Below are 24327 nucleotides of genomic sequence, written 5' to 3' on the forward strand. Positions count from 1 at the left end.
GTCCCTAGCCCCAGGGCCCCCGCGGAAGCCTCTCAGCCCTCCGTCGGCCGGCTCAGGAGTGTCGTGAGGCGGGTGCGGCGCTCTCCGGACGGGCGCGCGGCCACCGCCTGCGCGAGGGCCTCCCCGGTGCCCTGGACGACGGAGAGGTGGCGTTCGGCGCGTCCCGCCGCCGTGTAGAACCACGCGCGGCTCAGGACCGGGACGGCGTCGCCCGGCACCACGACCACGACGGCCGCCCAGCGGTGCCCGACCGCCTGGTGCGCGGTGAGCGCCCAGGCGTGGCGCACCGTGCGCCCCGTGTCGGCGGGGGCGACGCGGACGGGGGTGCCCTCGCACTCCAGGCGCAGCCCCTCCTGGTCCGCGCCGACCACCCGCCCGAGCGCCGTGCGCCCGGGGGCGGGCGACCACACGATCCGGTCGCCCGGGTCGAAGCCGCCGAAGCGCCCCGGCCCCGGGTTGAGCCGTTCCTTCAGCGCCGCGTTGAGCACCCGCGTACCCGCCGCGCCGCCGTGCCCGGGGACGAGGACCTGCGTCTCGTCGGGGGCGACGCCGAGGGCGCGCGGTACGGAGTCGGTGACGAGCTGCACCGTGCGGTGCACGGCCTCGCCCGGCTCGCGGACCGGGACCACGACGACCTCGTGCCCGCCCGTGCGCGGCACCTCGAACTCGCCGACGCCGAGCCCCGAGACGAACTCGCCGACCGGGCCCGGATCGGGTGTGCGCGAGACGACGTGCGGCGCGAAGCGCGCGGCGAGCAGGTCCCCGAAGACCCGCCCCGCACCCGCCGAACCGAGCACGCCCGGGTCCCCGCTCAGCACGAGCCGGGCCCCGTCCGGCACCGACTCGGCGAGCAGCGCGGCCTCCTCGACGCCGAGCTGGGGGGCGTCGAGCACGACGAGCAGGTCGAGCGCGAAGTGCCCCTCCCCGTCGCGCGCGGGCCCCTGCGTGCCGGAGAGCAGCCCCGCGACGGTGAGCGCGGGCTCCTTCGCGCCGAGCAGCGCGGCGAGCGCGCGCCGGCCCTCGGCGGTGTGCGCCGCCGCGAAGGCGCGCAGGCCCAGGCCGCGCGCGGCGGAGACGAGCGCCGCCGCCTCGGCGCGGGCCGCCTCGCCGCCCGTGTGCAGGACGAGGGTGTGCGCGGCGGCGGCGCGGATCAGCTCGGCCGCGCTGCCGCGACCCGCGGCCTCGGCGGCGGGTTCCCAGCCGTCCTCGGTCCCCGCCCCGGCGGCGGCGATCCGGCCGAGCGCGTCCGCGAGGCTCTCCTCCGCGAGCGCGTACCGCTCCAGACCGACGAGCACGGGGACCGGCGGCGCTTCCTCCTCCTCGTCCCCGGCGGGCGGGACACCGTCCTGGAAGAGCAGCGCGTCGCCCTCGGCGACGGCCTCCTGCACGGCCTCCTCGGCGTCGGGGACGCCGTGCTTGCCGAGCGCGGCGGCGAGTTCGGCCAGCTCGCGGACGGTGTGCCCGCGCAGCGCCGCTTCTTCGAGCAGCCGTACGGTCAGCGCCCGCCCCCGGCGTACGTCCCCGGGGCCCGCGCCGGCGCCGAGCAGGGCGCGCGCGAAGGCGTCGGCGTGCTCGGGCGTGACGCCCGCGAGCCGCAGCAACTGCCACGGGTCGGACTCCAGCTCGCCCGCCGCGCCCTCGCCGAGCGCGCGCACGGCGGCCGGGGCGAGCGCCTCGGGCGCGCCCCCGCGCGTGAGCAGCGCGGCGACGGCTTCGAGCGCCGCCGGGTCGGGCGCCGAAGGGGCCGGGGGCACGGAGACCGGCTCGGCGCCGCGGGGCGGCGGGGGAGCGGTGCGGCGCGGGGCGACGGGGGAGGCGGGGGCGTCGAAGGTCGCCGCGGGCCGTTCGCCCTGCTCGACGGCACGGACGGCGGCGAGCAGCTCGGCGGCCTTCCCGGTGAGCTTCGTCCCCGCGGCGACGGGCTCCTCGCGGGCGGCCTTGCGCGCCGCGATCCGCGCCCGTTCGACCCGCTGGGCCGCGAGTTCCGCCTCGGCCTCGGAGAGCTGCGCGGCGGTCTTCCCACCCGCGTCCGCCTCCTCGGCGGCGGAGGCACCGGCCTCCTCGCCGGAGGTCCCGGCCTCGTCGGCGGGGGTCACGGCTTCGCCGGAGGTCCCCTCCTCGTCGGCGGCGGTCCCGGCCTCGGCGGTGCCCGTCTCCTCCCCGGTGCCGGTCTCCTCCTCCTCGGTACGGGGGGTGGCCGCGTCGGGCGGGTCCTCCTCCGTACCGGCGTTCTCGGCTGCCGGCTCCGTGCTCACAGCGTGCTCCAGTCCTGATCGGGGTAGCGGTGCACGGGCGCGGACACGTCGTCCAGGGCCCGGCAGATCTCGTCAGGAAGACTAAGGCCCTCCACCGACAGCGCCTCGCTCAGCTGCTGGGCGGTGCGCGCGCCGACGATCGGGGCGACGACCCCGGGGCGGTCGCGCACCCAGGCGAGCGCGACGTGCAGCGGCGTCGCCGCGAGGCCCTCGGCGGCCGTCACGACGGCCTCGACGACCGCCGAGGCCGTCCCGTCGAGGTACGGGGCGACGAACCCGGCCATCGCCTCGCCCGCCCCGCGCGAGCCCGCCGGGCTCGCGCCCTCGCGGTACTTGCCGGTGAGCACCCCGCGCCCGAGCGGTGAGGAGGGCAGCAGCCCCACGCCGAGGTCGCGCGCGGCGGGCAGCACCTCGCGCTCCACGCCGCGCTGGAGCAGCGAGTACTCCATCTGCGTGCTCGCGAGCCTGGTCCGCGTGCCGCCGCCCGCGAGCTGCCAGGTCGCGGCCTTGGCGAGCTGCCAGCCGCTGAAGTTGGAGACGCCCGCGTACCGGGCGCGGCCCGTGCTCACCGCGAGGTCGAGCGCCTGAAGGGTCTCCTCCAGGGGCGTCACGGGGTCGAAGGCGTGCACCTGCCACAGGTCCACGTAGTCCGTGCCGAGGCGGCGCAGCGAGGCGTCGAGCGCGGCGAGCAGGTGGCCGCGCGAGGCGTTGAAGCGGCGGTCGGGGTCGGGGACGCTGCCGGCCTTCGTCGCGATCACGAGGTCGCGGCGCGGCACGAGGGACTCGACGAGCTGCCCGAGGAGGTACTCGGCCTCGCCGTCCGCGTAGACATCCGCGGTGTCGACGAGCGTGCCGCCCGCCTCCCAGAAGACCTTGAGCGAGGCCGCCGCCTCGTGCTCGTCGGTGTCCCGGCCCCAGCCGAGGGTGCCGAGCCCTATCCGGGACACGCGCAGGCCGGTGCGGCCGAGATGCCTCTGCTCCATGGACGCTGAGATTACGCGTCGGACGTCCGTTCGTGGGGTGCCGCGAGGAGAGGTTCTCGCCGTGCCCCGCCCGGCCGGGGGACGAAGCTCACGTGGGCGCGCGTGTCGCCTCCCTGTCGCCCCGCGACGGGGGGCAGTAGAGTCCCCGCAGTAAACGTTACTGATCAGTAAGGGGTGTGGCGCATGCGGCTCGGGATCAATCTCGGCTACTGGGGCGCGGGCATGGACGCGGACAACCTCGCCGTCGCGCAGGAGGCCGACCGGCTGGGATACGCGGTCTGCTGGGCCGCCGAGGCGTACGGCTCGGACGCCCCCACGGTCCTCGCCTACGTCGCGGCCAAGACCGAGCGCATCGACATCGGCTCGGCGATCCTCCAGATCCCGGCGCGACAGCCCGCGATGACCGCGATGACCGCCGCGACCCTCGACTCCCTCTCCGGCGGCCGTTTCCGCCTCGGCCTCGGCGTCTCGGGCCCGCAGGTCTCCGAGGGCTGGTACGGGGTCAAGTTCGACAAGCCGCTCGCGCGCACCCGCGAGTACGTGGAGATCGTGCGCCGCGCGATGAGCCGCGAGCGCCTGAGCTTCGAGGGCGAGCACTGGACCCTCCCGCTCCCGGGCGGCCCCGGCAAGCCGCTCAAGCTCACCGTCCACCCCGAGCGCCCGCACATCCCGCTCTACATCGCCGCGATCGGCCCGAAGAACCTGGAGCAGACCGGCGAGATCGCCGACGGCGCGCTCCTCATCTTCCCGGCCGCCGCGCACCTGGAGGAGACGGCGCTGAAGCCGATCCGCGCGGGCCGCGAGAAGGCGGGCAGGACGATGGAGGGCTTCGATGTCGTGCCCACCGTGCCCCTCGCGATCGGCGAGGACATCGAGGCGCTGGCCGACACCTTCCGCCCGTACACCGCGCTCTACGTCGGCGGCATGGGCAGCCGCAAGCAGAACTTCTACAACCGCCTCGCCCAGCGCATGGGGTACGAGAAGGAGGCGGCCGAGATCCAGGACAAGTACCTCGCCGGCGACAAGGACGGCGCCGCCGCCGCCGTCCCGCACAGCCTCATCGACTCCACGACGCTCCTCGGCTCCGTCGACCGGATCGCCGACGGGATGCGCGCCTACGCGGCGGCCGGGGTCACGACCCTCACCCTCGCCCCCGCCGGGTTCACGCTCGACGAGCGCATCGCCGCGCTGCGCGCGGGCGCCGAGGCGCTGGAGCGGGCCGGGGTGGCCTGAGCGGACCCCGCACGGGCCCGGGACGCCGGTGCGGCCCGTACGGCGAAGGGGCGCGCGTATCCGTACGCGCGCCCCTTCCGCGCACCGCCACCCGAACGGCCCACGCCCTCCGCCGCCCGCTTGCCGGACCCCGGGACCGCGCCTTGACTCGTCGGGCGGGCACGTGCGCGCCCCGATGTGGAGGTACGGAGATGCTTTCGGCCAGGAGTCTCTTCCAGGAGATCATCGACAACGACGAGACCTACCGGCTCTTCTGCTCGGTGGCCGCCAGCGGCGAGGCCCAGGGCGGCTGGGAGAACGGGCGGATCGCCGCGCTGCTCCCCGCGAGCATGGTGCATCTGGCCCCGAAGGTCGCCCGGCACGGCGCCGACGAGGACAAGCACGGGCGCATCTTCCACGGCCTCATGCGCCGCCGCGGGGTCGAGCCCGTCGAGGTCCCGCCCGAGACCGATTACACGATGCTCCTCGAACGGGCGGGGATCGGCCTCCCGCACGCCAAGCTCGACGCCGACGAGCCGCTGAGCGAGGAGGACGTCATCACGTACCTCGCGCACAGCCGCGTCACCGAGCAGCGCGCCTCCGACCAGATGGACATGCTCCGCCGCTACTTCGCCGCGCACCCCGAGGTGGGCAACGCGGTACGGATCATCTCGGCCGACGAGGACAACCACCTCGCCTACTGCCACGAGGAGTTGCTGCGCCTCGCGAGCGAGGGCCACGGCCGTGCCATCCAGCGCGTCCTGCACGAGTGCGCGCGCGCCGAGAACCTCATCTACCGCGACGTGAGCCTCGCCGTCATGGACCACATCGGCCGCATCCTCGGCTGGTCCCGCCCGAAGGCCGCCGTCCTCGCCACCGCCATCCACGCCGCCTACGCCTGGGAGCGCGCGGTCGGCTGGCGCCGCATGGTGACCCTCACGATGCCCCGGCGCCGCGACGCCCTCGGCGGCCCGGCGACACCGGAGCCCGAGTTCGCCTGAGCCGGTCGCCGTCGCCCACCCGTTCCGTCCCGCCCGTCCCCTCCGTCCCGCCCGTCCCCTCCGTCCCGGACGGGGCGGGCGGTGGCGCTCAGAGCCAGCCGCGCCGCTTGAACTGCTGGTACAGCAGGACCTCCAGGACGATCATCAGGGCGATGACCGCCGGGTACGACCACACCCAGTGCAGCTCCGGCATGTGGTCGAAGTTCATCCCGTAGATGCCCGCGATCATCGTCGGCACGGCCGCCATCGCCGCCCACGCCGAGATCTTGCGCATGTCGTCGTTCTGGCGCACGCCCATCTGCGCGAGGTGCGCCGAGAGGATGTCGGACACGAGGCGGTCCAGGCCCTCGACGGACTCGTTCACCCGGGTCAGGTGGTCGCTCACGTCCCGGAAGAAGGGCCGGACCGCGTCGTCCACGAAGGGCACGGCCGCGGCGAAGGGGCCGTTGCCCGCGAGCCGCAGCATCGGCATCGCGAGCGGCCCGGTGGCACGCCGGAACTCCAGGATCTGCCGCTTGAAGTTGTAGATCCGCGAGGCCGTGCTCGCCCCCGTGCCCGAGGAGGTGGAGCCCTCGGGCGAGAAGACCGCGCTCTCCAGCTCCTCCAGGTCGTTCTGCAACTCGTCGGCCACCACCAGGTAGTGGTCCACCACCTGGTCCGCGATCGAGTAGAGCACCGAGGTCGGCCCGTGCCGCAGCATCTCGGGCTTCTCCTCCAGGTGCTTGCGCAGGTCGGCCACCGGCGTCCCGTCCCCGTGCCGCACGGTCACCACGAAGGAGTCGCCGAGGAAGAGCATCAGCTCACCCGAGGAGACCGTGTCGCTGTCGGCCTCGTAGTGGACCGGCTTGAGGACGACGAAGAGCGAGTCGTCGTAGACCTCCAGCTTCGGGCGCTGGTGCGCCTTGAGCGCGTCCTCGACGGCGAGCGGGTGGAGCTTGAACTCGTCCGTGACGTGCGTGAACTCCTCCTCGCTCGGCTCGTGCAGGCCGATCCACACGAAGGCGTCGCCGGCGGCACGAGCGGCGTCGAGAGCGTCCGAGAAGTCGCTGGGGCCGTCCGTGCGGTGGCCGTTCCGGTAGATGCCGCAGTCCACGATCACGGAACCCATAGTGCCCTGCCCTCCGGGGGTTATACGTGGCCGGTAGGGCGCTCTGGCGTGGGGTTCCCGTTCCCGCGGGCGGCCCTCTCCGGGGTCCGCCCCGGACCCCGCTCCTCACACGCCGGAGGGGCTGGAAACACGGGCACGTAAGGTGGAGCGCATGACCACCCTCATCCTCGTGCGCCACGGAAGGTCGACCGCCAACACCGAGGGGGTCCTCGCCGGGTGGATGCCCGGGGTGGCCCTCGACGAACGCGGGCGGGAGCAGGCCGCGGCGCTGCCGGAGCGGCTCGCGGGGCTGCCGCTCGTGGCCGCCGTGGCGAGTCCGCTCCAGCGCTGCGAGGAGACGCTCGCGCCGCTCCTCGCCGCCCGTCCCGGGCTGCCGCTGCACAGCGAGGAGCGGATCGGGGAGTGTCACTACGGGGACTGGACGGGCCGCAAGCTCAAGGAGCTGAGCGGCGAACCGCTCATGGACGTGGTCCAGAACCACCCCTCCGCCGCGGCCTTCCCCGGTGGCGAGTCCCTGCGCGCGATGGCCGCCCGCTCCGCCGAGGCGGTACGGGAGTGGAACGCGCGCCTCACCGAGGAGCACGGCGAGCAGGCGATGTACGTCATGTGCTCGCACGGCGACATCATCAAGTCCCTCGTCGCCGACGCCCTGGGCCTCCACCTCGACCAGTTCCAGCGCATCCACGTGGACCCCTGCTCCGTGACCGTCATCCACTACACGCGGTTGCGCCCGTTCCTCGTCCGGCTCGGTGACACCGGCGACCTCGCGGGACTCGCGCCCCGTACCGAGGGCGGCGAGCAGGGGCAGGCCACGGTCGGCGGCGGCGCGGGAGCGGCCTGATCGTCACCGGCAGTAGGCTGTCCGGTACCCGTGGCCCCAGGGGCCCCGCTACCCCCGACGTCTGATCCCAAGGAGAGTCAAGGACGTGTCCCGTCAGGTGTTCCTCTACGACCCGCCGGAGCGCTTCGTGGCCGGTACGGTCGGGCTCCCCGGGCGCCGTACCTTCTTCCTCCAGGCCTCGGCCGGTGGCCGGGTCACCAGTGTCGCCCTGGAGAAGACCCAGGTGGCGGCGCTCGCCGAGCGCATGGACGAGTTGCTGGACGAAGTGGTACGGCGCAGCGGCGGCAACGCCGCGGTCCCGGCCGTCGCGCCCACCGAGGTCGCCGACTCCGACCCGCTGGACACCCCCGTCGAGGAGGAGTTCCGGGTCGGCACGATGGCGCTCGCCTGGGACGGCGACGCCGAGCGCATGATCGTCGAGGCCCAGGCCCTCGTCGAACTCGACGCCGAGTCCGAGGACGAACTCGCCGCCGCCGAGGAGCAACTCCTCCAGGACGACGAGAACGGCCCGCCCATGCTGCGGGTCAGGCTCAGCGGCTCCCAGGCCAGGGCCTTCGCCAAGCGCGCGCTCGACGTCGTCAACGCGGGCCGGCCGCTGTGCCCGCTGTGCAACCTCCCGCTCGACCTCGAAGGACACGTGTGCCCGCGACAGAACGGATACCGCAGGTCGGCGTGAGCGAGCCCACCGGAGCCGAAGCCCCGGACCCCGCCCTCGTCCGCGAGATCCTCACCCGCGGCGAGCTGACCGTGCGCGGCCAGATCACCCGCGCCTCCAACGCCGTCCTGCTCTGCGACGCCGCGCTCGACGGGCGGAGCCTCGCCTGCGTGCACAAGCCCGTCGCGGGGGAGCGCCCCCTGTGGGACTTCCCGGACGGCAACCTCGCCCGCCGCGAGGTCGCCGCGCACGAGGTGTGCCGGGCGATGGGCTGGGACTTCGTACCGCCCACCGTGCTCCGCGAGGGGCCCTGGGGCGAGGCGATGACCCAGCTGTGGATCGAGACGTCCGAGGACGGCGGCGGCCTCCTCGCCCTCCAGGACGCCGAGGAGCCCGAGGAGGGCTGGAAGGCGATCGGCCTCGCGGAGGTCGAGGAGGAGCGCACGGCCCTGCTCGTCCACCGCGACGATCCCCGCCTGCGCCTCCTCTCGGTCCTGGACGCCGTCATCAACAACGCCGACCGCAAGGGCGGGCACCTCCTCCCCACCCCGGAGGGCCGCCTCCACGCCATCGACCACGGCGTCACCTTCCACACGGACAACAAGCTGCGGACCCTGCTGTGGGGCTGGGCGGGCGACCCCCTGCCGGCCGAGGCCCTCGACGCCCTGGCGCTCCTGGCGGAGGGCCTGGACGGCCCCCTGGCGGCCACTCTGGCTCCTCTCCTGACGGAGGCGGAGATCACGGCGCTGCGGAGCCGGGTGGCGAGCCTGCGCGAAACGGGCGTCCACCCGGAGCCGAGCGACGAGTGGCCGACGATCCCGTGGCCGCCGGTGTAAGGGAATCCAGTCCGTCCGGCGCTCGAGAACCCGCCAGAGGCAGATCCCCCGCCGGACGGCGCCCCGAGCCCGGACGGCCCGCCCGATCCAGCCCGTCCGGCGCTTGAGGACCCCCGCCGGAGGCGAAGGCCCCCCGGATGGGGCGAACCCGACCACCGGGCCCACCCCCGGCCGGTTAACCTCGACGTATGCATTCCTGGCCCGCTTCCGAGGTCCCCGCTCTTCCCGGCAAGGGCCGCGACCTCCGAATACACGACACCGCGACCAACGGTCCCGTGACGCTCACCCCCGGCGAGGTGGCCCGTATCTACGTCTGCGGGATCACCCCGTACGACGCGACGCACATGGGACACGCGGCCACCTACAACGCTTTCGACCTCGTCCAGCGGGTCTGGCTCGACTCCGGCCGCCAGGTGCACTACGTGCAGAACGTCACCGACGTGGACGACCCGCTGCTGGAGCGGGCCGTGCGCGACGGCGAGGACTGGACCGGGCTCGCCGAGCGCGAGACCGCCCTGTTCCGCGAGGACATGACCGCGCTGCGGATGCTGCCCCCGCGCCACTACATCGGCGCCGTCGAGGCGATCCCCGGGATCGTCCCGCTCGTCGAACGCCTGTGCGCCATGGGTGCCGCGTACGAGCTGGAGGGCGACATCTACTTCTCGGTCGCCTCCGACCGGCACTTCGGCGAGGTCTCGAACCTCGACGCCGAGGCGATGCGGCTGCTCTCCGCCGAGCGCGGGGGCGACCCGGAGCGTCCCGGCAAGAAGAACCCGCTCGACCCGATGCTGTGGATGGCCGCCCGCGAGGGCGAGCCGAGCTGGGACGGCGGGAGCCTCGGCCGCGGCCGGCCCGGCTGGCACATCGAGTGCGTCGCCATCGCGCTCGACCACCTCGGCATGGGCTTCGACGTGCAGGGCGGCGGCTCCGACCTCGCCTTCCCGCACCACGAGATGGGCGCCTCGCACGCCCAGGTCCTCACCGGCGAGCACCCCTTCGCACGCTCCTACGTGCACGCGGGGATGGTCGGTCTCGACGGCGAGAAGATGTCGAAGTCCAAGGGCAACCTGGTCTTCGTCTCGCGGCTCCGCAAGGACGGCGTCGACCCGGCGGCGATCCGCCTCGCCCTGCTCGCGCACCACTACCGCGCGGACTGGGAGTGGACCGCCGAGGGCCTCCAGGAGGCCGTGGACCGGCTCGCCCGCTGGCGCGCCGCCGTCTCGCGGCCCGACGGCCCCTCGGCGGAGGCGCTCGTCGAAGAGGTACGGGACGCGCTCGCCGACGATCTCGACTCGCCGCGCGCCCTGCTCGCCTTCGACCGCTGGGCCGCCCGCCAGCAGGAGACCGGCGGCGAGGACACGGGCGCTCCGGGCCTCGTCTCGCGCACGGCCGACGCCCTCCTCGGCGTCGCGCTGTGACCCGTACGGTCTAGCGCACACACGGAGGAGGGGCGGGGCGCCGACCGGCACCCCGCCCCTCCTCCGTACGTACGGCTCCCGCCGGGAGCGGACTCAGTCCTCGCCCGGCCCGTCCTCGTCCGCGCGCCTCTCCGGCTTCTGCCCGGAGGACTCCGACGCGGAAGCGGACCCGGAGGACCCGGGCCCCGAGGACCCGGACCCGGGCCCCGCGGACTCCGCGGACCCCGGCCCGGCGGTGTCGGGCTCAGCGGCACCGGGTTCGGCGGCGTCCGGCCCGGCGGCCTCCGGCCCCGGCTGCTCGTCCTCCGCGTCCTTCTCCTCCGGCTTCGGCTCCCTCGGCTCCTCCGCCCGCGCCGGTCGCGTGGACCGCGCCCGGTCGCCGCCGGGGCCCGCCGCCTCGCGCCCGAAGCCGGGAGCACCCGGGCCGCCGGGGCCCGAGCCGGGCTCCCTGCGCCGCAGGTACCGCTCGAACTCGCGCGCGATCGCCTCGCCGCTCGCCTCCGGAAGCTCCGCGGTGTCCCGCGCCTCCTCCAGCGACTGCACGTACTCGGCGACCTCGCTGTCCTCGGCCGCGAGCTGGTCGACCCCGAGCTGCCAGGCCCGCGCGTCCTCGACCAGCTCGCCGAGCGGGACCCGCAGGTCGAGCAGGTCCTCCAGGCGGTTGAGCAGGGCGAGGGTCGCCTTCGGGTTCGGCGGCTGCGAGACGTAGTGCGGCACGGCGGCCCACAGGCTCACCGCCGGGACCCCGGCGTGAGTGCACGCCTCCTGGAGGATGCCGACGATGCCCGTGGGGCCCTCGTACTTCGACTCCTCCAGGTCCATCGTGCGCGCGAGGTCGGGATCGGAGGTGACGCCGCTCACCGGGACCGGGCGCGTGTGCGGGGTGTCGCCCAGGAGGGCGCCGAGCACCACGACCATCTCGACGCCCAGCTCGTGCGCGAAGCCGAGCAGCTCGTTGCAGAACGAGCGCCAGCGCATGGAGGGCTCGATGCCCCGCACCAGCACGAGGTCGCGCGGGCGTTCACCGGTGATCCGGACGACGGAGAGCCTGGTGGTGGGCCAGGTGATCTTCCGGGTGCCGTCCTCCATGAAGACGGTGGGCCGGTTGACCTGGAAGTCGTAGTAGTCCTCGGCGTCGAGCGCCGCGAAGACCTCGCCCTTCCACTCCTGCTCCAAGTGCGCGACCGCGCTGGAGGCGGCGTCACCCGCGTCGTTCCAGCCCTCGAACGCGGCCACCATGATGGGGTCGATCAGCTCGGGGACCCCTTCGAGCTCGATCACCCACCGCCTCCTTCGGACGTGTTCCCAGACATACGCCCCACCTTACGGCGTGGGCGGGAGACCTCCGCGGTCCCCTGCGAGGAGAACGCCCGATCACTGCCCCGCACGCCCCGGCTTACTCCTCCCCGCTCTCCTCGCCGTCCTCCCACAGCGTGGTCGGCGCCTCGCGCCGCACGACGGGGAGCACCTCCTCGGCGAAGCGCTGCAACAGCTCCAGCTGCTCGCCGCAGGGGAGGCCGAAGCCGTCGACGCTGATCGACTGGAGGTCGTGGCGGTAGGAGGCGTGGAAGCCGAGCAGCTTGTCGACGACCTGCTGCGGCGAGCCGATGAGCTGCGGTCCTTCCTTGATCGCCTCCTCGATCGTCGCGAAGGGGGTGTTGTAGCCGGCCTTCCCCGCGAGGTGCGGTTTGAAGTTCTGCCGCACAGACGCCTCGTACAGCTCGCGGTAGCGGCTGATCGCCTCCTCGGCCGTGTCGGCGAGGAGCAGACCGCCGGAACCGGCGGCGACGCGGGCCTTCGCGGGGTCGTGCCCGTGGGCGGCGAACCGCTCGCGGTAGTGAGCGACGAGACGTACGTACGCCTCGCGCGGCTGGATCGCGTTGGCGGTGAAGAGCGGGTCGCCGTGGCGCGCGGCCAGCTCGGTGGAGTGGAGGCTCGTCGCCGAGCCGTGCCAGACGGTGGGCGGGCCCGCGTACGGGCGCGGCACGGTCGTGACGTCCTTGAGCGGCGGACGGAACTCGCCCTCCCAGTCGACGCCCTCCTCGCGCCACAGCCGGCGCAGCAGCTCGTACTTCTCCGCCTGGAGGTCCCACTGCCGTTCCTCGTCGAGGCCGTAGAGCGAGAAGTGCCCCGCCTCCGCGCCCTTGCCGATGACGAGTTCGAGGCGGCCCGCGGCGAGCTGGTCGAGCGTCGCGTAGTCCTCGGCGACCCGCACGGGGTCGAGGATCGCGAGCACCGTCACGCCCGTGAGCAGCTTGATCCGCCGCGTACGGGCGGCTATCGCGCCGAGCACGACGGTGGGCGAGGAGGAGAGGAAGGCCCCCGCGTGCCGCTCGCCGACCGCGAAGGCGTCGAAGCCGAGCGCCTCGGCCGCCTCGGCGAGCGCGAGGACGTCCTGGAACCTCTCGGCGGCCGGGCGCACCGCGGCGGTGAGGGGGTGGGGCGCGTGCTGGATGAGGCTGAGCACCTGAAACTTCATGACGACCACTGTGCGCGGCGAGTGTTGCGGCACTGTGGCGGCGGTACGAAGCCGGAGCGGGGGCGGGTGTGCGGGACGCCCGGCGCCCGGGTGCGGAAGGGCGGGCGCGCCGCCCGCCGCCCGGGTACGGAAGCGGGGCGGCACGCTCGCTCGCGCACCGCCCCGCCGGTCCCCTCACAGGCCCCGTGCGGGCCTCCGAGGGGTCCTCGCTCAGCTCTCGCGCTCGGCGAGGACCTTCGCGACCCGCTCGCGCAGCGCGTCGTCCGTGAGTCCGCGGATCGTCAGCGTCGTACGGCGCCGCAGCACGTCGTCCGGGGTCTCGGCCCACTCGTGGTCGCGGGCCCACACGACCTGCGCCCAGATCTCCGGGGCCTCCGGGTGGATGCGCTCGCCCAGCTCGGGGTGCTCGTTGGCGAGGCGCGCGATGTCGAAGGCGAGGGAGCCGTAGTGCGTCGCGAGGTGCTGCGCGGTGTCGGCGGCCATCTCGGTGCCCGCGCCCTGGTGATCGACGAGCAGCCGGTGCTTGACGGCGAGCGGGTTGGCGACGCCGGGCAGCGGCATCTTCGAGGGCAGCTCGGAGATGGGCTCCATGTCGTCGCCGAGCGGGTGCCCGGGGAGCGAGGCGAGCTTGTTCATGACCGTGCGGCCGATGTGCCGGAACGTCGTCCACTTGCCGCCCGCGACGGAGAGCATGCCGCCCGTGCCCTCGGTCACGACCGTCTCGCGCTTCGCCTTCGAGGTGTCGCCCGGACCGCCGGGGAGCACGCGCAGCCCCGCGAAGGAGTACGTGATGAGCGAGCGGTCGAGCTGCTGGTCCCGCACCGAGAAGGCGGCCTCGTCGAGGATCTGCGTGATGTCCTTGTCGTTGACCGCGACATCGGCCGGGTCGCCCTCGTACTCCTCGTCGGTCGTGCCGAGCAGGAGCATGTCCTCCCAGGGGAGGGCGAAGGTGATGCGGTACTTGTCGATCGGCGTCGCGAGCGCGGCGTTCCACGGCGAGGTGCGCTTGAGGACGAGGTGCGCGCCCTTGGAGAGCCGCACCGAGGGGGCCGCGTGCGGGTCCTCCATCCGGCGCAGGTGGTCCACCCACGGGCCGGTCGCGTTGAGGACGAGCCGCGCGTTGACGCCGAACTCGGTGCCGTCCGTGCCGTCCTTCAGCTCCACGCCCGTGACACGCCCGTTGGTGAAGCGCAGCCCGGTGACGGCCGCGTGGTTGAGGACGACGGCCCCGGCCTCGACGGCCGCGCGGACGGTCATGACGGCCATGCGCGCGTCGTTCATCTGGTCGTCGCCGTAGACCGCGACCGCCTTCAGGTTCTCCGTGCGCAGCTCGGGCACGTCGCGCTGGGCGCGCGCGGGCGAGAGCAGGTGCCCGACGCCGTCGCCGAAGGCGGAGAGCGCCGAGTAGGCGAAGACGCCCGCGCCGAGCTTCGCGGCACCGTGCGGGCCGCCCTTGTAGACGGGCAGGTAGAAGGTGAGCGGGTTGGCGAGGTGCGGGGCGACCTGCCGCGAGACGGCGCGCCGCTCGAAGTGGTTCTCGGCGACGAGCTTGACGGCCCCCGTCTGGAGGTAGCGCAGCCCGCCGTGGAGCAGCTTCGAGGAGGCGGAGGAGGTGGCCCCCGCGAAGTCGCCGCTGTCGACGAGGGCGACCCGCAGCCCGGACTGCGCGGCGTGCCAGGCGGTGGAGATGCCCAGGATGCCGCCGCCGATCACCAGGAGGTCGTAGCTCGCGCGGGAGAGCTGTTCGCGGGTCTCGGCGCGGCTCGGGCCTGTCCCCGTGGCCGGGTGGGTCCCGAGGCTCGGCAGGTGCTGGACGGTGGTCATGTCGTGCTCCTCGTCATGCGTTCCGGAGGTGGTCGCGGGGCGCGTGCCTTCTGGGCGGGGCACCCGCGGCTCCCTCCGGTGATCCGGGTCGGTTCCCGGAGGGGGTCCGGGGCGGGGTCCCGAGCGGGCGCGACCTCTTCGTCTCGTGCGCCCGCCCCGGGCCCCGGCCCGGCGGGGGTTCAGCTCTCGTCGTCGTCCAGCCAGCCCATGGTGCGCTGGACGGCCTTGCGCCACTTCTTGTACTCGGCCTCGCGGGTCTCCTCCGGCATCTTCGGCGTCCACTCGGCCGCCCGGCGCCAGTTGGCCCGCAGTTCCTCGACGTCGTTCCAGAAACCGACCGCGAGACCGGCCGCGTACGCCGCTCCCAGACACGTGGTCTCGGCCACCATCGGCCGCACCACGGGCGCGTCGAGCACGTCCGAGAGCGTCTGCATCAGCAGATTGTTCGAGGTCATGCCGCCGTCCACCTTGAGGGCGGTCAGCTCGACCCCGGAGTCCTTGTTCATCGCGTCCGCGATCTCCCTGGTCTGCCAGGCGGTGGCCTCCAGGACGGCGCGGGCGATGTGCGCCTTCGTCACGTACCGGGTGAGCCCGGCGATCACGCCGCGCGCGTCCGGGCGCCAGTACGGGGCGAAGAGACCGGAGAAGGCGGGGACGAAGTAGGCGCCGCCGTTGTCCTCGACGGAGGAGGCGAGCGTCTCGATCTCGGCCGCCGAGTTGATGAGGCCCATCTGGTCCCGCATCCACTGCACGAGCGAACCGGTGACCGCGATCGAGCCCTCCAGGGCGTACACCGGCTTCTGGTCGCCGATGCGGTAGCCGACCGTGGTGAGCAGTCCGCTGTAGGAGTTGATCGCCTTCGTACCGGTGTTGATCAGCATGAAGGTGCCGGTGCCGTACGTGGACTTCGCCTCGCCCTCGGCGAAACACGTCTGCCCGAAGAGCGCGGCCTGCTGGTCGCCGAGCGCCGAGGCGACCGGGATGCCGCCTAGCACGTCGCCGAGCAGCCCGCCCTTGACCTCGCCGTAGACCTCGGCGGAGGAACGGATCTCGGGGAGCACCGACTTGGGCACGCCGATCGAGGCGCAGATCTTGTCGTCCCACTCCAGCGTGCGCAGGTTCATCAGGAGGGTGCGCGAGGCGTTGGTGACGTCGGTGACGTGCACGCCGCCGTTGACGCCGCCGGTCAGGTTCCAGATGACCCAGGAGTCCATCGTGCCGAAGAGCAGGTCGCCCCGGTCGGCCCGCTCCTGGAGCCCCTCGACGTTGTCGAGCAGCCAGCGGATCTTCGGGCCGGCGAAGTACGAGGAGAGCGGGAGGCCCGTCTCGCGCCGGAAGCGGTCCGCGCCGACGTTGCGGCCCAGTTCCTTGCAGAGCGCGTCGGTACGCGTGTCCTGCCAGACGATCGCGTGGTGCACCGGCTCGCCGGTGTGCCGGTCCCACAGCATCGTGGTCTCGCGCTGGTTGGTGATGCCGATCGCCTTGACGTCGTCCTTGGTGATCCCGGCCTTGCGGATCGCCCCGGCGACGACCTCCTGCACGTTGTCCCAGATCTCGGAGGCGTCGTGCTCGACCCAGCCCGGCTTCGGGAGGATCTGCTCGTGCTCCTTCTGGTCGACCGAGACGATCCGGCCGTCGCGGTCGAAGACGATGCAGCGGCTCGACGTCGTGCCCTGGTCGATCGCGGCGATGAAGGGGCCGGTGCCGTGTCCTGTGGTGGGGGTGCTCATGAGTGGCGCTCCTGTTACGTCATACGTCGGTGTACGTCGTGGTGCGGGCGGGTCGCGTGACCCGGGCGCGGTGCGGGGCCTCGCTCAGGCGAAGCAGAGCTTGTAGACCCCGCCGGCCGCCGCGGCGCCGATGAGCGGCGCGACCACCGGAATCCACGCGTACCCCCAGTCCGAGCCGCCCTTGTTCTTGAGCGGGAGGAGGGAGTGGATGATGCGGGGGCCGAGGTCACGTACCGGGTTGATGGCGTACCCGGTCGGGCCGCCGAGCGAGAGACCGATACCGACCACGACGAGGGCCGTGATGAGCACGCCCAGGGTGCCGAGACCCTTGCCGCTGTCGTTGAGGCCCTGCGTGAGGATCGCGAGGACCAGCACGAAGGTGGCGATGACCTCGGTCATCACGTTCTGCACGGTGTTGCGGATCTCGGGGCCCGTGGAGAAGACGCCGAGGAGCGGGCCCGCCTTGGGCGAGGCCTGCTTCTCGATGTCCACGAGGCCCTCCTCGCCCTTGGGGCCGGGGCTCACGAACTCGGGGTCCGCGAGGTGCGCCTTGAACTGCCCGTAGTAGGCGAGCCAGACCAGGACGGCGCCGACCATCGCGCCGGCCAGCTGCGAACCCATGTAGAGCGGTACGTCGCTCCACTTGGTGCCGCCCTCGATGGCGAGGCCCAGCGTGACCGCCGGGTTGAGGTGGGCCCCGGAGGGGCCGCTCGCGATGTAGGCGCCGGTGAGGACGGCGAAACCCCAGCCGAAGGCGATGGCGACCCAGCCCGCCTCGTACGCCTTCGACCGCTTGAAGGTGATGGCGGCGCACACACCGCCACCGAGCAGTACCAGAACGGCGGTCCCGATGAACTCGCCGAAGAAAATATCGGAGCTGGACACCCGCGACTCCTTTGTCCTTCGTCCAGGGGTGGCGAACCCCTTGTCCCCGGGGGGTGGGCCACCTCCGGTGAGGAGGGGGCGCTGCCGACCCGTGGCGTCTTGCCACCCTAGCGCTGATTCCCGTCAACTGTTCGACAATGCCGACCAATGACCGGCAGTTTTCTCCTCGGGCGGCACCCCGTCAACCCTCCTGCGCGCTGGATCACGGGCCACTCGCTCCCTCAGTGTGGTGTGCGACACACCGTCCGGCGAGTGGGCGGGGGACCGCCGTCCGGCGGTACGCGCCTTTTGCCCGTGTACGCGAAGGGGAGGGGCGCCGCGGGCTTGAAACCGGGTGTGCGGCGAATGGGTGACGACGGGGGCGGGGGAGGGGTGGTGACGGGCGCGCGGCCCCGCAGGCCGGGCACTCGCCCGGTCCCGTACGGCTGAGGTACGTACCCGCTCGGCCCCGTACGGCTGGGGTACGTGCCAGCTCGGCCGCGTACCGCTCGGGCCCCCGTACCGCCCGGGACCCGTCAGAAGCGGGCCGCGCCCAGGTCGCGGGAGACGGAGCGCGCGCACTCGCGGACCGCGGCGATCAGCTCGGGGCGCAGCGTGCCGTCCGGGCACAGGCGCTCGACCGCGCCCGTGACGGCGACCGCGCCGACCGGGAGGGCGCGGCGGTCGTGGATGGGGGCGGCGACCGAGGTCACGCCCTCCCAGGTCTCCTCCAGGTCGGCGGCCCAGCCGCGCTTGCGGGTCTCGTCGAGCGCGGCCGTGAACTCCTCCGGGCCCGTCACCGTGCGCGCGGTGAACGACTTGCGCTCGTTCTCCAGGGCCTCGCTGCGGGCCACCGGGTCGAAGGCGCACAGGACCTTGCCGAGCCCCGTGGAGTGCAGCGGCTGCATCGCGCCCACCTCCAGAACCTGGCGGCTGTCGTCGGGCCGGAAGACGTGGTGCACCACGAGCACGCCGCCCAGGTGCAGCACGCCCAGGTGCACGCTCTCCCCGCTGGAGCGCGCCAGGTCGTCGGTCCACACGAGCGCCCTGGCCCGCAGCTCGTGCACGTCGAGATAGCTGTTCCCGAGCCGCAGCAGTTCCGCGCCGAGCTGGTACCGGCCCGAGGCCGGGTCCTGCTCCACGAAGCCCTCCGCCTGGAGGGTGCGCAGGATGCCGTGCGCGGTGCCCTTGGCGAGGCCGAGGGTCGCGGAGATGTCCGACAGGCCCAGCCGCCGCTCGCCGCCCGCGAGCAGCCGCAGCATCGCCGCCGCCCTCTCCAGCGACTGGATGTTCTTCGCCATCAGCCCGGTGTCTCCTCAGGTCTCCGCGGGCCGGCGCCGCCCGGACCCTCCATGTGCGCACCCATGATCGCGCACCTTGCCTACTCCCCATGGTCGGCCATGCTGAACATCATGCGCCTATGCCGAAGTCGTGTCACGGGCCGGAACGCGGAAGCCGGGCGGCTCGCGCGGCCGGACGACCGCGAACGGGCGTATCCCGCTGTCCGGAGGAGGTGAAGCGGTCATAACGTGACAAAGACTCGCGGGTCGACCGGAGCCCCGACGTCGTCCGCGCGTTCGTCCATCCCGTGCCCGTCCGGCAAGAGCAGGGACACCACCACGCCATGTCGCAGGAACACTTTCCCGCCCCCGAGTCCGGGATGCTTCTCAGCTACTTCCTCACCGTCGCCGACGTGCCGCGTTCCCGCGCCTTCTACACCGACGTCCTCGGCGGCGAGCTGGTGCTCGCCGAGAACCCGTGCACGGTCCGCCTCGCCAACAGCTGGATCATCATGAACCCCGGTGGCGGCCCCACCCCGGACAAGCCCGGCATCACGCTGCACCCGCCGCAGGACCCGTCCACGGCGACGTGCTTCCTCAACATCCGCGTGGCCGACATCCAGGCCGTGTACGAGGAGTGGAGCGCCAGGGGCGCCGAGTTCGTCACGCCGCCGATCGACCGCAAGGCGGAGATCCGCTGCTACCTGCGCGACCCCGACGGCTACCTCATCGAGCTGGGCCAGGCCACCGGGATGCTGCGCGGTGTCTACGCCGACCCGCCCGCCGGACGTACCTGATCCGGCCCGTGCGGCCGGGCCCCCGGGCGTCCGCCTCGTGGAACGGCCCGACGCGCGGAAGGGCCCGCCAGCTAGGCTGCCCCTGTGCGCCGCCCGTCACCGGGGCGGCGCAAAGCCGACAGCCGTCGCACCTCAGGGAGCACACCCATGGCCCACCCGTCCCCCCATGCCGCCGACGACGCGACCCGCGTCACCGCGCTCCGCGAAGCCCTCGCCTCCCGTGTGGTCGTCGCCGACGGAGCGATGGGAACGATGCTCCAGGCGCAGAACCCGACGCTGGAGGACTTCCAGGACCTGGAGGGCTGCAACGAGGTCCTCAACGTCACGCGTCCCGACATCGTCCGCTCCGTGCACGAGGCGTACTTCGACGTCGGCGTCGACTGCGTCGAGACCAACACCTTCGGCGCCAACCACTCCGCCTTCGGCGAGTACGAGATCGCCGACCGCATCCACGAGCTGTCCGAGGCCGGTGCCCGCCTCGCCCGCGAGACCGCCGACAGCTACACGGCCCGTGACGGCCGCACCCGCTGGGTCCTCGGCTCGATCGGCCCCGGCACCAAGCTGCCGACGCTCGGCCACCTCCCGTACGGCGTCCTGCGCGACGGTTTCCAGCAGAACGCCGAGGGCCTGCTCGCCGGCGGCGCCGACGCACTCATCGTGGAGACGACGCAGGACCTCCTCCAGACCAAGGCATCGGTCCTCGGCGCCCGCCGCGCGCTCGACGCGCTCGGCGCCGACGTCCCGCTCATCGTCTCGCTCGCCTTCGAGACGACCGGCACGATGCTCCTCGGCTCCGAGATCGGCGCCGCGCTCACCGCGCTGGAACCCCTCGGCATCGACCTCATCGGCCTGAACTGCTCGACCGGGCCCGCCGAGATGAGCGAGCACCTGCGCTACCTCGCCCAGCACTCCCGCATCCCGCTCACCTGCATGCCCAACGCGGGCCTGCCCGTCCTCACGAAGGACGGCGCGCACTTCCCGCTCACCGCCCCCGAGATGGCGGACTGGCAGGAGAGCTTCGTCAACGACTACCGCCTCTCGCTCGTCGGCGGCTGCTGCGGCTCCACGCCCGAGCACCTGCGGCAGGTCGTCGAGCGGGTACGGGGCATGGCGCCGGGCACCCGCGAGCCGCAGCCCGAGCCGGGCGCCGCCTCGCTCTACCAGACGGTCCCCTTCCGGCAGGACACCTCGTACCTCGCGATCGGCGAGCGCACCAACGCCAACGGCTCCAAGAAGTTCCGCGAGGCCATGCTGGAGGCCCGCTGGGACGACTGCGTCGAGATGGCGCGCGAGCAGATCCGCGAGGGCGCGCACATGCTCGACCTCTGCGTCGACTACGTCGGCCGCGACGGCGTCGCCGACATGCGCGAACTCGCCGGTCGCTTCGCGACCGCGTCCACGCTCCCCCTCGTCCTCGACTCGACCGAGGTCGACGTCCTGGAGGCCGGGCTCGAAATGCTCGGCGGCCGGGCCGTCATCAACTCCGTCAACTACGAGGACGGCGACGGCCCCGAGTCCCGCTTCGCGCAGGTCACCTCGCTCGCCAGGGAGCACGGCGCCGCGCTCATCGCGCTCACCATCGACGAGGAGGGCCAGGCCCGCACCGTCGAGACCAAGGTCGCCGTCGCGGAGCGCCTCATCGCGGACCTGACGGGCAACTGGGGCATCCACGAGTCGGACATCCTCGTCGACTGCCTCACCTTCACCATCTGCACCGGGCAGGAGGAGTCCCGCAAGGACGGCATCGCGACGATCGAGGCGATCCGCGAGCTGAAGCGCCGTCACCCCGACGTGCAGACCACGCTCGGCCTCTCCAACATCTCCTTCGGCCTCAACCCGGCCGCGCGCATCCTCCTCAACTCCGTCTTCCTCGACGAGTGCGTCAAGGCGGGACTCGACTCGGCGATCGTGCACGCGAGCAAGATCCTGCCGATCGCCCGGTTCAGCGAGGAGGAGGTCGCCACCGCCCTCGACCTCGTGCACGACCGCCGCGCCGAGGGCTACGACCCGCTCCAGAAGCTCATGCGGCTCTTCGAGGGCGCGACGGCCAAGTCCCTCAAGGCGGGCAAGGCCGAGGAACTCGCCGCGCTGCCGCTCGACGAGCGCCTCAAGCGCCGCATCATCGACGGCGAGCGCAACGGCCTCGAAGCCGACCTCGACGAGGCCCTCCAGACCCGGCCCGCGCTCGACATCGTCAACGCGACGCTCCTCGACGGCATGAAGGTCGTCGGCGAGCTGTTCGGCTCCGGGCAGATGCAGCTTCCCTTCGTGCTCCAGTCCGCCGAGGTCATGAAGACCGCGGTCGCCCACCTGGAACCGCACATGGAGAAGTCCGACGCCGAGGGCAAGGGCACCATCGTGCTCGCCACCGTGCGCGGCGACGTCCACGACATCGGCAAGAACCTCGTCGACATCATCCTGTCCAACAACGGCTACAACGTCGTCAACCTCGGCATCAAGCAGCCCGTCTCCGCGATCCTGGAGGCCGCCGAGGAGCACCGCGCCGACGTCATCGGCATGTCCGGGCTCCTCGTGAAGTCCACGGTGATCATGAAGGAGAACCTGCAGGAGCTGAACCAGCGCGGCATGGCGGCCGACTACCCCGTCATCCTCGGCGGCGCCGCGCTCACCCGCGCCTACGTCGAGCAGGACCTCCACGAGATCTACGAGGGCGAGGTGCGCTACGCCCGCGACGCTTTCGAGGGACTGCGCCTCATGGACGCCCTCATCGGCGTCAAGCGCGGCGTGCCGGGGGCGACGCTGCCGGAGCTGAAGCAGCGCCGGGTGCGGCCCACCGCGAGCGCCGTCGTCACGGAACTCGCCGAGGAGGAGGGCCAGGTCCGCTCCGACGTCGCGACCGACAACCCGGTCCCCGCGCCGCCCTTCTGGGGCAGCCGCGTCGTCAAGGGCATCCCGCTCAAGGACTACGCCTCCTGGCTCGACGAGGGCGCGCTCTTCAAGGGCCAGTGGGGCCTGAAGCAGAACCGCACGGGCGAGGGCCCCGGCTACGAGGAACTGGCCGAGACCGAGGGCAGGCCGCGCCTGCGCGGCTGGCTCGACCACCTCCAGACCGAGAACCTCCTCGAAGCCGCCGTGGTCTACGGCTACTTCCCCTGCGTCTCCAAGGGCGACGACGTCATCCTGCTCGGTGAGGACGGCTCCGAGCGCACCCGGTTCACCTTCCCCCGCCAGCGGCGCGGACGGCGCCTGTGCCTCGCGGACTTCTTCCGCCCCGAGGAGTCCGGCGAGACCGACGTCATCGGCCTCCAGGTCGTCACCGTGGGCTCCCGCATCGGCGAGGCCACGGGCAAGCTCTTCGCCGCCGACGCCTACCGCGACTACCTCGAACTGCACGGGCTCTCCGTCCAGCTCGCCGAGGCGCTCGCCGAGTACTGGCACGCCCGGGTGCGCGCCGAGCTGGGCTTCGCCGGCGAGGACCCGGCCGACGTCGAGGACATGTTCGCGCTCAAGTACCGCGGGGCCCGCTTCTCGCTCGGCTACGGCGCCTGCCCGAACCTGGAGGACCGCGCGAAGATCGCGGCACTCCTGGAACCCGAACGCATCGGCGTCCAGCTCAGCGAGGAATTCCAGCTCCACCCCGAACAATCCACCGACGCCCTCGTCATCCACCACCCCGAGGCCAAGTACTTCAACGCCCGCTGACCGAACCCGCCCTTTCGCCCCGACCGACACCGCGGTCTCCGGCCTCTCACGACCGGAGACCGCGAAATCCAGCGTCTGCCGCTTGGTGACGCACATCCGGCCTGTCCGGGGCCGCGGACCTGAAATCCGGCCTGTCCCGGTTCGGGGACGTGAAATCCGACTGGTCCCGGGCCGGGAGCGCGAAATCCACCCCCTCCCGGGCCAGGAACGCAAAAATCCAGCCCCTCCGGCGTTTGAGGAGCGGGGTCTGGGGCGGAGCCCCAGGAAGGAAGGGCCCACCCGGCACAGCGCAACGCGACGGCACAAGCCCGAGCCCCCCGTCCCGCCCCACGACAGTGCACCGCACCCCCCGCGGACGTAGACTGACCGGCCCTGCTGGCACCCCACGGAGGTTCGCCGGATGACGAGCACGATCCCCACCACGTCCCTCCTGACCGGCCGCGCGGAGCCCCTCGCCGCCGTCCTGCTCGACATGGACGGCACGCTGCTCGACACCGAGGGCCTGTGGTGGGAGGCGGAGGTCGCGGTCTTCGCGCGCCTCGGTCACCGGCTCGACGAGTCCTGGCGCGGCGTCGTGGTGGGCGGCCCCATGACCCGGAGCGCCGGATACCTCATCGAGGCCACGGGCGCCGCCATCGCCCTGGAGGAGCTGAGCGGCCTGCTCAACGACGCCTTCGAGGAGCGCATCGCCCGCGACCTGCCGCTCATGCCGGGCGCGGCGCGGCTCCTCGCCGAGCTGCACGGCGCCCGCGTGCCCACCGCCCTCGTCTCCGCCTCGCACCGCCGCATCATCGACCGCGCCCTGCCCGCGCTCGGCGCCCACCACTTCGCGCACACCGTGGCGGGCGACGAGGTGACCCGTACGAAGCCCCACCCCGAGCCCTACCTGCACGCGGCCCGCAGACTCGGCGTGGACCCGTCCCGGTGCGTCGTCATCGAGGACACCGCGACGGGTGTCGCCTCGGCCGAGGCGGCCGGCTGCCGGGTCCTCGCGGTGCCCTCCGTGGCCCCCATCCCGGCCGCCGCGCGCCGCACGGTGGTGCCCTCGCTCGACTCCGTGGATCTGGGTTTCCTGCGCGGATTGTGCACGGGCTGAGGTGAACCGCGGCCCACATCGCAGACCGCCGGACCGATATCCGGACACGCGGGCCGTATACAGGACGTGACTGCCGGACCCCGGAAAGCGGCTGTCGCCGCGAAGGGGCCGCTTGCCCCTTTCGCGCGTCATGTGGTGAGCTTTCTCACTCCTGGCCGCCATCGACAGTGCCCACGCTCTGTGCATCCGTCCGTTATCCGGTGCGCGGGGCCGCGCCCTTGTGTCCGCATTTGGTGAGCCTTCGGTGAAACCTCACCCGGCCGGTGCTCCGGACCGTTGACAGCC

The 24327-nt window shown here is 73.1% G+C and carries 18 protein-coding genes; 9 read left to right on the forward strand and 9 right to left on the reverse strand.

The features are described 5' to 3' along the window. Positions 1 to 32: 32 nt before the first annotated feature. Together STTU_RS27580 and STTU_RS27585 are read right to left on the reverse strand one after the other, a co-directional pair. Complete coding sequence (locus tag STTU_RS27580; protein WP_043256521.1) at positions 33 to 2255, reverse strand: helix-hairpin-helix domain-containing protein; 2223 nt, start codon at positions 2253 to 2255, stop codon at positions 33 to 35. Next, positions 2252 to 3238, reverse strand: coding sequence for an aldo/keto reductase (locus STTU_RS27585; protein WP_007828946.1), 987 nt, complete (start codon positions 3236 to 3238; stop codon positions 2252 to 2254). The genes STTU_RS27580 and STTU_RS27585 overlap by 4 nt, the downstream gene beginning before the upstream one ends. A gap of 183 nt (positions 3239 to 3421) precedes the next feature. On the opposite strand from STTU_RS27585, the gene STTU_RS27590 reads away from it, so the two are divergent. Beyond that, a complete protein-coding gene (locus tag STTU_RS27590) occupies positions 3422 to 4471 on the forward strand; it encodes an LLM class F420-dependent oxidoreductase (RefSeq protein WP_007828948.1) in 1050 nt (349 codons plus the stop codon). Positions 4472 to 4662: 191 nt separating this feature from the next. Further along, complete coding sequence (locus STTU_RS27595; RefSeq protein WP_007828950.1) at positions 4663 to 5451, forward strand: hypothetical protein; 789 nt, start codon at positions 4663 to 4665, stop codon at positions 5449 to 5451. 88 nt (positions 5452 to 5539) lie between these two features. Here STTU_RS27595 and corA read toward each other — a convergent pair whose 3' ends face one another. After that, positions 5540 to 6550: a magnesium/cobalt transporter CorA gene (gene corA / locus STTU_RS27600; protein ID WP_311676958.1), complete on the reverse strand. Its 1011-nt coding sequence runs from the start codon at positions 6548 to 6550 to the stop codon at positions 5540 to 5542. Positions 6551 to 6710: 160 nt separating this feature from the next. Between corA and STTU_RS27605 the strand changes: the two genes are divergently transcribed. From STTU_RS27605 to mshC, 4 genes are all read left to right on the forward strand, one after another. After that, positions 6711 to 7400, forward strand: a complete 690-nt coding sequence (locus tag STTU_RS27605) for a histidine phosphatase family protein (RefSeq protein ID WP_043256523.1) — start codon at positions 6711 to 6713, stop codon at positions 7398 to 7400. Positions 7401 to 7485: 85 nt separating this feature from the next. Next, positions 7486 to 8076 carry a DUF3090 domain-containing protein gene (locus STTU_RS27610; protein ID WP_009063709.1) on the forward strand — a complete coding sequence of 197 codons (591 nt, stop codon included), beginning with the start codon at positions 7486 to 7488 and terminating at the stop codon, positions 8074 to 8076. Beyond that, the gene (locus tag STTU_RS27615; protein WP_063894623.1) at positions 8040 to 8891 is read left to right on the forward strand and encodes an SCO1664 family protein; all 852 of its coding nucleotides are present in this window, start codon (positions 8040 to 8042) and stop codon (positions 8889 to 8891) included. Before STTU_RS27610 ends, STTU_RS27615 begins: the two co-directional genes overlap by 37 nt. Before the next feature lie 188 nt (positions 8892 to 9079). Continuing rightward, a complete protein-coding gene (gene mshC, locus STTU_RS27620; RefSeq protein WP_007828959.1) occupies positions 9080 to 10309 on the forward strand; it encodes a cysteine--1-D-myo-inosityl 2-amino-2-deoxy-alpha-D-glucopyranoside ligase in 1230 nt (409 codons plus the stop codon). 93 nt (positions 10310 to 10402) lie between these two features. Here the strand turns inward: mshC and STTU_RS27625 are convergent, their stop codons facing one another. From STTU_RS27625 to STTU_RS27650, 6 genes are all read right to left on the reverse strand, one after another. Further along, on the reverse strand, positions 10403 to 11590 hold the full coding sequence (locus STTU_RS27625) for a PAC2 family protein (RefSeq protein ID WP_007828960.1): 1188 nt from the start codon (positions 11588 to 11590) through the stop codon (positions 10403 to 10405). A gap of 115 nt (positions 11591 to 11705) precedes the next feature. After that, entirely contained in the window at positions 11706 to 12788 is a 1083-nt protein-coding gene (locus STTU_RS27630; RefSeq protein WP_043256525.1) for an LLM class flavin-dependent oxidoreductase, read from the reverse strand. 210 nt (positions 12789 to 12998) lie between these two features. Next, a complete protein-coding gene (locus STTU_RS27635) occupies positions 12999 to 14612 on the reverse strand; it encodes a glycerol-3-phosphate dehydrogenase/oxidase (protein WP_043256527.1) in 1614 nt (537 codons plus the stop codon). 179 nt (positions 14613 to 14791) lie between these two features. Further along, complete coding sequence (glpK, locus tag STTU_RS27640) at positions 14792 to 16342, reverse strand: glycerol kinase GlpK (protein WP_007828963.1); 1551 nt, start codon at positions 16340 to 16342, stop codon at positions 14792 to 14794. Positions 16343 to 16426: 84 nt separating this feature from the next. Beyond that, positions 16427 to 17227, reverse strand: coding sequence for an MIP/aquaporin family protein (locus STTU_RS27645; protein WP_007828964.1), 801 nt, complete (start codon positions 17225 to 17227; stop codon positions 16427 to 16429). Positions 17228 to 17742: 515 nt separating this feature from the next. Continuing rightward, the gene (locus tag STTU_RS27650; protein WP_007828966.1) at positions 17743 to 18507 is read right to left on the reverse strand and encodes an IclR family transcriptional regulator; all 765 of its coding nucleotides are present in this window, start codon (positions 18505 to 18507) and stop codon (positions 17743 to 17745) included. Between the two features lie 323 nt (positions 18508 to 18830). On the opposite strand from STTU_RS27650, the gene STTU_RS27655 reads away from it, so the two are divergent. The 3 genes from STTU_RS27655 (at position 18831) to STTU_RS27665 (ending at position 24042) form a co-directional block, all read left to right on the forward strand. Next, positions 18831 to 19283 (forward strand): VOC family protein, encoded by a 453-nt coding sequence (locus STTU_RS27655; RefSeq protein WP_043256529.1) that lies wholly within the window; start codon positions 18831 to 18833, stop codon positions 19281 to 19283. Positions 19284 to 19430: 147 nt separating this feature from the next. Further along, positions 19431 to 22946, forward strand: coding sequence for a methionine synthase (metH, locus tag STTU_RS27660; protein WP_007828970.1), 3516 nt, complete (start codon positions 19431 to 19433; stop codon positions 22944 to 22946). A gap of 400 nt (positions 22947 to 23346) precedes the next feature. Next, the gene (locus tag STTU_RS27665; protein WP_007828971.1) at positions 23347 to 24042 is read left to right on the forward strand and encodes an HAD family hydrolase; all 696 of its coding nucleotides are present in this window, start codon (positions 23347 to 23349) and stop codon (positions 24040 to 24042) included. Positions 24043 to 24327 lie beyond the last annotated feature (285 nt).

Source organism: Streptomyces sp. Tu6071 (assembly GCF_000213055.1).
In the GTDB taxonomy this organism is placed as follows: domain Bacteria; phylum Actinomycetota; class Actinomycetes; order Streptomycetales; family Streptomycetaceae; genus Streptomyces; species Streptomyces evansiae.